Below are 12083 nucleotides of genomic sequence, written 5' to 3'. Positions count from 1 at the left end.
TAAACGTCGGTATGGAATTAGCGGAAAAAAACGATTATTTAGTACAAGCATACAAGTATATTCTTGATTTTTACTACGGGAACGTTTCGTACGAGACGATCGATACGGTTTTGGGGCATGAGCCTATCCATAACGAAGCGATCGTTCGAAGTGCAAAGGATTTTGGACTGACATGTGAAGCCCTTAGCCTTGAACGCGATATGGTCGAGGCGCATTTGGTGCCTTGCATCGCATGTTCGCAAGAGGGCTTAATCGCAATTATCAAAGCCTTCGACAACGGTTCCGTGACCGTGCTCGATCTTCACTACGGCATTGAAGAAGTGATCGATATGCCGACGCTTCAAAAGCGCTTTTCGATGCTCTTGGTTTTTTACAAGCCCGAAGATCATGGCGGTATACTCGAACAAGAAGATCACAGTAAAGCGTGGTTTTGGAACCATCTGATACGCTCCAAAGAGGAGATCGTTCGCGTCGGAATTTTGACGGTTTTTATCAATTTGTTCGTCATCTTAATCCCGATGTATACGATGAACGTTTATAACCGTGTCATCCCGAATTTCGCGACGGAAACCTTGGCCGTTTTAACGATCGGCGTAGCCTTGATCTACATGTTCGACGCTTTATTTAAAATGGCGCGCGTTTATATCTTGGAAACGATGGGCAAGCGCATCGGAAGTATTTTGGAAGAAGAGATTTTAGAGCGTTTAATGCTTTTGCAAAGCAGTCACGATCGTCTTTTAGCCGGCTCTAAAGCCAACCTTTTTAGGGAAGCTGCGCAAGTACGCGACTTTTTTATGTCCAAAAGTATCTCTTTGGCGTTGGATTTGCCTTTTATCGCACTGACCTTGTTGATTATTTACATTATCTCTCCGATCATTGCCGCGATTACGCTTTTGTGCGGTATCGTCGTTGTTGCGATCAACCTTGGATTTCAAATTCCTTTGTTTCGTTGGAGTCAAAAACTCTTTAACGACGGACAGATGAAACACAATTTTTTATTTGAGACGATTCAGGGTATCGAAACGCTCAAATTGACCAATGCGGTAACGACGCGTTTGTTTAAATGGCGTAAATTAATCCATTTTTACAATTTCGTCAATCTCAAAATTCAAATGCACACCAATTTGGCGATGAGCCTCTCCGCGGTCGTGATGCAGTTTGCGACGATGTTTGCTTTGGTGGCGGGCGTTTACGAGATTCAAGAAAAAAATCTAACGTTAGGTGCTTTGGTAGCATTGAGTATTTTGGTCGGACGCGCGATGGTTCCGATTGTGAATATTTCGACGATTTTAGTGAAATACAAAGAGTTTAAAGAAGCCCTCGATTCGCTGAATCGCTTTTGGCATTTGCCTTTGGAAACGCAAAAATCCGTTGAATTCGGCGTTCGAAATTTAGAGGGAAATATCGAATTTAACCATGTCACGTACACGTACGAGGGTTCTAAAAATCCCTCTTTGCTTCAAGCCACTTTCAAGATCAAGCAAGGCGAAAAAATCGGCATCATCGGGCGCACGGGTGCGGGTAAAAGCACGATTTTGAGGCTACTCTCCGGCATCGATTCCGCACAAAGCGGTACGATTCATATCGACGGACACGAAATTCATACCCTTCATCCGGTGGAGCTTCGCGCACATATCGGCATTATGCCGCAAGAGCCGTTTTTATTTGCCGGAACGCTTAAAGACAATATCGAACTGGGCATACGTATCGGCAAAGAGCGTTTGATTAAGCTTTTGGCGATGACGGGTTTGGACGAACTTGTCAAACGTTCGGGCGAGGGAGAAAATTTTCAAGTCGGCGAAAACGGCAGTCGCCTCTCGGTGGGACAACGTCATTTGGTCGGTCTTGCGCGTGCGTTGATTAACGATCCCTCGATCGTCGTGTTGGACGAGCCGACGACCGGCATGGACGTCGGGCTTGAAAAAGAGATGGTCGACCACCTTAAGCCGCTTTTACGCGATAAAACGCTGATCGTCATTACGCATCGTTTCGCCGCTTTGGATTTGGTCGATCGCGTGATGGTCGTCAACAACGGGCGTATCGTAGCGGATGGCCCTAAAGAAGAGATTTTAAAACAGTTGCAAGGAAAACCCGTATGTTAGACATGATGATCGAAAAGCGATGGAGCTATTACGTCACGGTCGTTCCCATCGGGCTTTTTTTCGTCGTTTTCTTTCTATGGTCGGCATTTAGCCATATCGATGAGGTTGTCAGAGGAAGCGGAAAAGCCGTACCTTCAGGACAAACCAAGGTGCTTCAACACTTAGAAGGCGGTATCGTTTCGGAGATTTTAGTCAAAGAAGGCGATACGGTCAAAGTCAATCAGCCGATTTACCAGCTCAATCAGGCCTTTTTTACCGCCGATCTGAAAAGCAAAGATTTGGATAGAATTTCGCTCCTTGCAAAAGAACAACGTTTGATGAGTTTGATTGACGATAAGCCTTTGGTTTTTGAAGCGTATATGAGCGAAGGCTATCCCGAGATCGTTCAAAACGAAATGCAGATTTTTAAAAGCGAAAAAACGAACAATACGGAACGCTTAAGCGGCGTACAGCAAAAAGTCGAACAACGTCAATACGAGCTTAAAGAGCTTGAAATCAAGGAAAAAAATCTCTCGCTTGAACTCAATATGGCAAAAGAGAACGTTTCGATTACCGAACAGTTAATGAAATCGGGTGCGGGATCGCGTAAAGAGTATTTGTTTGAACTGAGTAAAAAACAAAATTTGATTACGCAAATCGACGAAGTGACCAATCAAATACCGATTACGCAAGGTAAATACAAAGAAGCGGTGCATGAGTTAGGCTCCGTTCGCTCCGATATTTTATCCAAGCAACTCAACGATCTTCAAGAAGTACGCTTAAAATTGACACAGCTTTCCCAACAAAGCGAAGCCAGTATCGATCGAACGAACCGTTTGCTCATTACCTCTCCGGTAAACGGTATTGTGAATATTTTGTACTTTCATACGATCGGCGGTACGATTAAACCGGGCGATAAAGTTGCGGAAATTACGCCCTTGGAAGAGGGTTTGACGATCGAAGCCAATATTAAAGCCGCCGATCGCGGGCGTATATGGGTCGGTCAAAAAGCCAATATCGAGATTACGGCGTACGATTATGCGAAGTACGGTATGATCGAAGGCGAACTGATATCGATTAGCCCCGATAGCTTTACGACGCAAAAAGGCGATATTTTTTATGCCGTGAAAATCAAAGCCGACAAAGACCGTTTCGGAGCAAATCTGCCGATCATGCCCGGTATGGAGGCGAGTATTAACATTATCACGGGAAAACGAACCGTTTTAGAGTATATTTTGCTTCCCTTAAAACGTATGGGAAAAAATGCGCTTATGGAACCCTAAATCACCAGACTTTTTGCAATATTCATTAGACATCTTGCAAAACTCATTTTGCAAGAAGGTGGGCTTTGCGCCGAAGAAAACGCAGTGTTAACGTAGTCTTTAGAGCTTTGCTTTAAAGACGTGTCAAGAGTTCTGCAAGAACTCTATTGTTTACATGTCAAGCGTTCTAAGCATTTTTTAAGAACGCTTCTGATGATATCTTAAGCAAAAGCGCACGCACGAAAGAAGCACTTGATGTTATAATGACATCGATTTTCTTACCAAAGGGGTCGCTATGTCGCTTAAAGTCGTTTTGTCGCATAAAACCGAGTACCGTTACGATCGTTACGTTTCTCTGTCCCCGCATATCATCCGTTTGCGCCCAGCTCCTCACAGTCGCACCCCGATTGAGGGCTATTCGCTCAAAATCAAACCCGAAAACCATTTTATCAACTGGCAACAAGACCCTTTTGGCAACTACTTAGCACGCATCGTTTTTCCTGAAAAAACGAAAGAGCTCTGCATCGATGTGGAGATCATCGCCGATCTCATCACGATCAATCCGTTTGATTTTTTTGTCGATGAGTATGCCAAAGAGTTTCCATTTGTCTACAAAAAAGAACTCCAAAAGGAACTGCTTCCCTACCTTGAAGAGAGCGAGGATGGTGAGCTTTTAAGGGCTTTTGTACGCTCTTTGGATTGTAAAAAACGCTCTATTATTGATTTTTTGGTCTATCTTAATAGCGAGATCAACCGCCATCTCTCCTACACGATTCGTTTAGAACCGGGAGTGCAAACCTGCGAAGTGACGTTGGAAAAAAAACTGGGCAGTTGCCGTGACTTTGCGTGGCTGTTTGTGCAAGTGCTTCGCCATCTAGGGCTTGCGGCGCGGTTTGTCTCGGGCTACCTCGTGCAACTCAAAGCCGATGTCGCCTCACTCGATGGCCCAAGTGGTCCCGAAGCAGACTTTACCGATCTTCATGCGTGGACGGAAGTCTATATCCCCGGAGCCGGCTGGATAGGGCTTGATGCGACCAGTGGGCTTTTTGCGGGCGAGGGACATATACCGCTTGCGTGCACGCCTTCGTATGAGAGTGCCTATGCGATCGAGGGTATGAGCGATAAATGCGAAACAGAATTCATTTATGACAACACGGTCAAACGCATTTTTGAATCGCCGCGTGTGACCAAACCGTACCGTGAAGACCAATGGGATGCTATTTATAACTTAGGTTTTGAAGTCGACAAAGCTTTGGAAGAGGGCGATGTAAGGCTTTCCATGGGTGGTGAGCCGACCTTTGTTTCGATTGATGATATGGAAGGCGATGAGTGGAATACCAAAGCCGACGGTGCGCACAAACGCTCTCTCGCCGACACACTCTCACGCAAACTTTTAAGCTCATTTACCAAAGGTGGCATGCTTCACTATGCCCAAGGGAAATGGTACCCTGGTGAGCCGCTTCCAAGGTGGCAAACCTCCATCATTTGGCGCAAAGATGGCAAACCCATCTGGAACAATCCTACACTGTTTGCCGATATGAACGAAACCTACGACTATACTAACGACGATGCCAAACGCTTTTTAGCCAAACTAGCACTGACCCTTGGTGTGAGCGATCAAAACATTATTGAAGCGTACGAAGACCCCTTGTATTACATCATTAAAGAGTCCGAACTGCCCATCGACATCGATCCGATGAAATCCGATCTCTCCGACTCTTTGGAGCGACAAACGATCGCCAAAGTGTTCTCTAGGGGGCTTAATAATCCTGTGGGGTATGTGTTACCGTTGAATTTTGGAACGACACGATGGATCACCTCTTCGTGGGTGTTAAGGCGTGGCTATTTGTACCTCAGTGCGGGCAATTCACCCCTTGGGCTCAGGCTTCCACTGGGCTCTTTGGTCGAAAAGCCGCACTCTGAGCTAGCACTTCCTTTTGAACCCGATCTGTTTGCGCATTATCCCGCTTTGGGCGAGTACAGCATCTTAGCACACAAGCGTTGCAAAAAAGTCGATGCAACCCTTTCAAATACCCAAACCCAGACCTTTGTACGCACGGCACTTTGCGCAGAAGTGCGCGAGGGAAAACTCTTTATCTTTCTTCCACCCCTCAACCATACAGAAGCCCTTTTAGACTTGGTCGCATGCATCGAAGCGGTGGCAGAATCTTTACATGTAAAAGTATTTTTGGAAGGGTATGAACCTTCGCATGATCTAAGGCTAGAGCGCATCAAAGTCACGCCAGACCCCGGTGTCATTGAAGTGAACATTCACCCTGCAACATCGTGGAAAGCACTCAGTGAGAATCTTTTGACCCTCTACAAAGAGGCACACGAATCACGCTTGGGGACAGAAAAGTTTATGTTAGACGGCAAACACACAGGCACGGGCGGGGGCAATCACGTCACGATCGGTGCGCTCAAACCCGAAGACAGTCCGCTGTTACGCCGTCCCGATCTGCTTCGCAGTCTTATCACGTTTTGGCAACACCACCCAGGACTTTCGTACCTCTTCTCAGGCGCATTTATCGGTCCAACCTCGCAAGCACCACGTGTGGATGAGGGCAGGGCGGAAAATCTCTACGAGCTTGAGATCGCCTTTGCGCAGATTCCCGAGGGCGAGAGTGTGCCGTTTTGGCTGACCGATAGGCTGTTTCGCCATATGCTGACCGACATTACAGGCAACACACACCGAAGCGAATTTTGCATCGACAAGCTCTATTCGCCCGATTCCAGCAGTGGCAGGCTTGGCATCTTGGAACTACGTGCGTTTGATATGCCTCCACACGCGCAGATGGCGCTTTTACAGATGCTTTTAGTACGCACTTTGGTTGCTCTCTTTTGGAAAAAACCGTACCAACACCAACTGGTGCGCTGGGGCACACAGCTTCACGATAAGTTTTTACTGGAACACTACGTCAAAGAAGATTTACGCGACATTGTCGGTTTTCTCAATGCCGAAGGTTATCCTTTTGCGCTGGATTGGTTCGATCCGTTTTTCGAGTTTCGCTTTCCGCTTTACGGAATGACGACGATTGAAAAGATGCATCTGGAACTTCGCGCCGCCATCGAGCCTTGGCATGTTCTTGGCGAAGAGAGCGGCTCACAAGGAACGTCTCGCTATGTAGATTCTTCGTTGGAGCGCGTGCAAGTCAAGATCAAAGATTTTATTCCCGAACGCTATACCCTTACATGTAACGGCGTCGTCGTTCCGCTTTCGCCCACAGGCGTGGAAGGAGAATTCGTTGCGGGCGTGAAGTACAAAGCGTGGCAACCGTGGTCGGCTTTGCATCCCACCATCGGCGTGGATACGCCTTTAACGTTTGACGTGGTTGATCGTTGGAACCAACGCTCCATCGGCGGTATGCGTTATTTTGTGGCTCATCCGGGCGGACGCAGTTACGACACTTTCCCGATCAACAGTTACGAAGCCCAGTCCAGACGTATCAACCGTTTTTGGGATTTTAACCATTCTCAAGGCGAGCTACGCTATCTTACGCCTTCGGTGATTCAGACTTCAACCGCGCATGTAAACACGCGTGCGACCGTGATGGCGTTGGAGGGCGATCCTACGAAGACTTTGTGGGTCGAGACCTTACCGCCGAGCCTTGAATACCCGCATACGCTCGATCTAAGACGAAAAGGAATGAAAGCCTAATGCAGTTTTTCGATACCTACGCTTCTGCCTCTTTTTGTGACGAAATGGTCGATAAAGACCGTAACGTACGGGCGCATTGGAAGAACTTAGCGGCACATTTGGAGCGTTTGAGCGTTGAGGAGTTGGAGAGTAAACAAGCCGAGATCGCATGGCATCTGGAAGATAACGGCGTTACGTACAACGTTTATAACGATCCGGAGGGCGAAGGCAACCGTCCGTGGAGTTTAGATCCGATTCCTTTTATGATCACGAAAGAAGAGTGGAAAAGCGTCAAACAAGGGATTAAACAACGTGCCAAACTGCTCAATTTTATTTTAAAAGACCTCTACGGCGAACGGTTGCTCTTAAAAGAGAACATCATTCCCGCCGAAGTTATTTTTACGCACAAAGGCTTTTTGAGTGCCGTACACGGTATGGGCTTACGTGAAGATTTTCAGCTCTATTTTTACGCATTAGACCTAGCAAGAGGGCCGGACGGAAAGATGTGGGTCATTAACGATCGCACGCAAGCACCTTCGGGTTTGGGGTATGCCATCGAAAACCGTTTGACGATGAATATCGCGGCGAAAGATTTTTACGCGGACCATGAGGTCAAAAAGCTTTTTCCTTTTATTGAAGAGTATAAAAAACTGCTCAAAAAACTGACCAAAGGCGACACTTCTAAAGCCGCGCTTTTAACGCCCGGACCGCACAACGAGACCTATTTTGAACATGCGTATCTGAGTTCGTTTTTAGAAATTAACCTCGTTCAAGGCGATGATCTGTTGTGCAAAAACGGTAGCGTATGGCTGAAAAGTTTAAGCGGACTCAAACCGATTCAAACCTTGGTCAAACGTCTGGACGATCGATTTTGCGATCCGCTGGAGCTTTTGGAAGATTCAAAGCTCGGCGTTGCGGGTTTGGTGGATTGCGTACGCCAAGGCAATCTTGCGATGATCAATCCCATCGGCAGTGCGATTGTGGAAAATATCGGACTGAACCCTTTTATGGAACGTATTTGCCGTTTTTTTCTGAACGAAGAGCTGATTTTGCCGCAAATCGCAACGTGGTGGTGCGGACAAGAAAAAGAGTTAACGTTCGTGATGGAAAACTTCGAGAATTTTATTCTTAAAAAAATCGACAAAACCGAATCGATTCAGACCTATTTGGTCAAAAACCTTTCCGAAGCGATGAAAGAGAAACTGCAAAAAAGCGTTTTAGACAATCCGCATCAGTACGTCGCACAAGAGGCGATCGACTTTTCGACGACGCCTTTTTACGGTAACGGCAAAATCGAACCGCGCAATGCGGTCATACGCGCTTACGCCTTGAAAAAGAATGAAAATTACACCGTGATGAACGGCGGATTGGTGCGCGTTTCCGCTTCCAAAGACGCATTGCTCGTTTCGTCGCAAAAGGGAGGAACGAGCAAAGATTTGTGGATTTTGGGAGAGGATAAAAAGAACGAAAATCTTCCAAATTATGCGGCTTTGCCCTTTATCGACGCTTCGCTCAACACCTTGCCCACGCTCAAAGCCGAGAACCTCTTTTGGCTCGGGCGTTATCTTTCGCGTGCGATTCATACGTTGCGACTGATGCGCTATACGGTCAAAAAGATGACCGATTTTCACCACTACGAAGGCAGCGTTTCGCAAGAGTCCAAACGCACCTTGCAAAAAGCGTTAACCCATGTGACGATGACGTATCCGGGATTTTTAGACGAAGAGACGGCGCAAAATCCCTTGCTTGAAATCGCCTCGTTGATGAAAGACGCCCACAAACAAGGCTCTCTCGCGTTTACGCTGGAACGACTGGGCAATGCAAATCTTTGCGTTAAAAGCCTGTTGGCGATCGAGGCGTGGAAACTGTTCGAACAGATGCAAAAAGAGTGGAAGCAATTTACGAAAAAACCCAATACGCCCGTTCGCAGTATGTTAAGCGAACTCGATAAAGTGTTGTTGTACCTTGTGGCATACAAAGAGCTGGTGGAAGAGAGTATGTACAAAGAGCAAGGTTTGATCGTCTACGACATCGGATTTAAACTCGAAAGTGCGCTTTTAACGCTTTCGAAAGCACGTTCATTGCTCTGTTTTAAACACGATAAAGCCGTGACGTACGATATTTTAGAGGCATTTTTGAGCTCAAGCGAAAGCTTTAACGCGTACCGTACGCAGTATAAAAGCTCTTTACAACTTGAAAACGTGGTGGAGTTTTTGATCTTAAATCCGCATTTTCCCAAATCCGTCGCTTACGTGACGCAAGCTTTGTTGGAGGACTTAAAGGCTCTGCCCAAACGCAAGACGTATTTGAGTGCTTACGAAGAGCCGATTTTTCAAGCGTACAGCACTCTCACGCTCAGTAACCTTGCGTCGTTGATGCTCTTAGACGAGAATGAAAGCTTTTACACGGCACTCGATCGACTTTTGACACAGCTTTCGGAACATTTTTCACTGTGTTCGGTGGAGCTTTCCAAAACCTATTTTTCCCATTATGACGAGTAGCCTATGACGTACGAAATTTACCATCAAACGGCGTTTCATTATCAAGGGCTTGTGACGTTTAGCCACAATATCGCACGGTTGCGTCCCAAAGAGAGTGTCACGCAACATGTCATGGATTTTCAGATGGAAGTGACGCCATTGGCGTACGAAACCAGCGATTTTACCGATATGTTCGGGAACGCAACGTCGCATTTGTTGATTCGCGAGGCGCATCGATCCTTGAGCGTCGTCGGTCGTTCCCATGTCAGCATAGACGAACAAGAGGTCTTAAGGCGCGTCGAGCGTTTTGAAGCGTTAACGCTGACATGTGAAGAGGTCGCAAGCGCATTAACGCGTTTTGATCCCGATGCGATTGAGGCAAAGCTCTTTTTATTCGACTCCAAACGTATTCCCAAGGCTTCGGACGCTATTCGCGCTTATGCGCGACGTTCGTTCGAACCGCACCGTCCTATCGCCGAAGCGATCAAAGAGTTTATGGGGCGCATCTACGACGATTTTGATTTTGTCGCCGGTTTTAGCGATATTACGACGCCGATTGAGGAGATTTTCGAAGCCAAGAAAGGCGTGTGCCAAGACTTTGCGCAATTTGCGATTGCGGCACTTCGTTCGTTGGGACTGAGTGCTCGATACGTCAGCGGCTATATCGAAACCGTGCCTCCGCTTGGAGGCGAAAAACTCTTCGGAAGCGACGCGTCGCATGCGTGGGTCGGCGTGTATATCCCGCAATACGGTTGGGCGGCATTCGACCCGACGAACAATCTTCTTGCAAGCACGCAACACATCGTCTTAGGAAGCGGCAGAGACTACGACGACGTTGCACCGCTTCGAGGCGTGGTGCTCAGTAGCGGGCAAAGCAAACTTTCCATCGAAGTGGACGTACGACGAAACATTTAAAACTCCTTTTTTAGCATGCAACGCATTTGTCACACTTGCTAAGTTATGATTTCACTCAAGATCATAAAGGAGTCAACTATGAGTATTTCACGACAATTGATGATGATGCTATCCATCGCTATTTTCGGGCTTATCGCTATTTTCGGTATCGGGCTGACCAAGATGGAGCAAGTGTTTGAAAAAACCAATACCTGTAACGTCAATTCGCTTCCGAGCGTTTTAATTATGGCGGACATGCAAAACGAATTTAATCAGATGCGCGTGAGGCTGTGGGAACACATTACGGCTCACGATAAAGAGGATTTTCAAAGGATTGAAAAACGTTTTCACGAGTATCGGGCAAAATTTGACGCCAGCTATAAAAAATACGAAAGTTTACTTTCCGACGAAAAAGATAAAGAGATGTATCTTAAGGAAAAAGAGCTGATTAGCCCTTTTATCGCTATTTCCGAGCAACTCTTTACCTTGTCGTCAGCCGATAGAAACGAAGAAGCTAAAGCATTGTTGTATAACTTGCGTACACAAAGCACGGCACTCAATACCCTTTTGGAAGAGCATATGGCGTACAATAAAACCTTATCGCAAAACGATGCGAAGATTGCCGTCGATACGAAAGAAAACGCAACGTTGATGATGATTTTGGTCGCGCTCGCCGTTGGGCTTTCGGTCTTGGTTTTAAGCTTTGCGATTCGCAAAAATATTTTGCAAGGCGTGCATTTGATTCGCGACAGTATCACGAGTTTTGTGCGCACCAAAGAGCTCAAATTTCGCATCAGCTACGACAAGAAAAACGAAATCAACGAGATCGTCAAGAGTTTCAACGACTTGGTCGATACGCTAGAACACACGATCGAAGATGCCAAAAATTCGTCCAACGAAAACGCATCGGTTTCGCATGAGCTTAGTACGACCAGTATGCAAATCGGGCGCAATGCCGAGCAAAGCTCTTTGATCGTCGAAAACGCGATTCACGAGATCGATACGATCAAACGTTTCGTTCAAGAGACGGCACAACTCTCCGAAGCGATGAAAACGGAGATCGCCTCTGCGGGTCAAAAGCTTAACAATGCCAAAGAAGAGGTTATTTCGTTGCGAAACGAAGTCGATAATGCCAGTCAGGCCGAGAGCGCATTGGCGCATAAATTGGAGCAGATGAGCCACGATGCCGAGCAGGTCAAACAAATTTTGACCGTCATCTCCGATATTGCGGACCAAACGAATTTATTGGCGCTCAATGCCGCCATCGAAGCGGCACGTGCCGGAGAACACGGACGCGGATTTGCCGTCGTTGCGGATGAGGTGCGAAAGCTTGCCGAACGTACGCAAGCCTCTTTGACCGAGATTAACGCGACCATCAACGTCATCGTTCAGTCGATCGTGGATTCGTCCGATCAGATGAATAAAAACGCTCGAAATATTCAAAGGCTGACAGATGTTTCCAGCGGCGTCGAATCGACGATTTTGGGAACGGTAGACGTGATGGAAAAGAGCGTGACGTCCGTAACGACGAGTGCGTCCAATTCGCATAAGATTTCCAACGACACCGATAAAATCGTCTCTATGGTTTCCAACATCAATACGCTGACCAGCCAAAACGCTAGAAGCGTCGAAGAGATCGCCGCGGCGGCGGATCATCTCTCGCGTTTAGCCGAAAACCTCAATACCAAACTCAATCAATTCCGCTCATAATCTGCGTTTAGGGGCAAAG

6 protein-coding genes are annotated in these 12083 nt (G+C 46.8%); all 6 read left to right on the top strand.

Going from position 1 to position 12083, the window contains the following annotated elements:
* Positions 1–11 precede the first annotated feature (11 nt).
* The 6 genes from UCH003_RS09100 to UCH003_RS09075 all read left to right on the top strand — a co-directional run bounded on the left by UCH003_RS09100 (position 12) and on the right by UCH003_RS09075 (position 12064).
* A complete protein-coding gene (locus UCH003_RS09100) occupies positions 12–2102 on the top strand; it encodes an ATP-binding cassette domain-containing protein (RefSeq protein WP_060826270.1) in 2091 nt (696 codons plus the stop codon).
* Positions 2096–3364 (top strand): HlyD family type I secretion periplasmic adaptor subunit, encoded by a 1269-nt coding sequence (locus tag UCH003_RS09095; protein ID WP_060826269.1) that lies wholly within the window; start codon positions 2096–2098, stop codon positions 3362–3364. Before UCH003_RS09100 ends, UCH003_RS09095 begins: the two co-directional genes overlap by 7 nt.
* 274 nt (positions 3365–3638) lie before the next feature.
* Entirely contained in the window at positions 3639–7001 is a 3363-nt protein-coding gene (locus tag UCH003_RS09090) for a DUF2126 domain-containing protein (RefSeq protein WP_060826268.1), read from the top strand.
* Positions 7001–9481, top strand: a complete 2481-nt coding sequence (locus UCH003_RS09085; protein ID WP_060826267.1) for a circularly permuted type 2 ATP-grasp protein — start codon at positions 7001–7003, stop codon at positions 9479–9481. The genes UCH003_RS09090 and UCH003_RS09085 overlap by 1 nt, the downstream gene beginning before the upstream one ends.
* Positions 9482–9484: 3 nt before the next feature.
* The gene (locus UCH003_RS09080; protein WP_060826266.1) at positions 9485–10375 is read left to right on the top strand and encodes a transglutaminase family protein; all 891 of its coding nucleotides are present in this window, start codon (positions 9485–9487) and stop codon (positions 10373–10375) included.
* Positions 10376–10453: 78 nt separating this feature from the next.
* A complete protein-coding gene (locus UCH003_RS09075) occupies positions 10454–12064 on the top strand; it encodes a methyl-accepting chemotaxis protein (protein ID WP_060826265.1) in 1611 nt (536 codons plus the stop codon).
* The last annotated feature ends 19 nt before the right edge of the window (positions 12065–12083 follow it).

Source organism: Sulfurospirillum cavolei (assembly GCF_001548055.1).
Taxonomy (GTDB): Bacteria; Campylobacterota; Campylobacteria; order Campylobacterales; family Sulfurospirillaceae; genus Sulfurospirillum.
The sequence above is the reverse complement of the archived record's forward strand: the minus strand, read 5'-3'. Positions and strand labels throughout refer to the sequence as shown.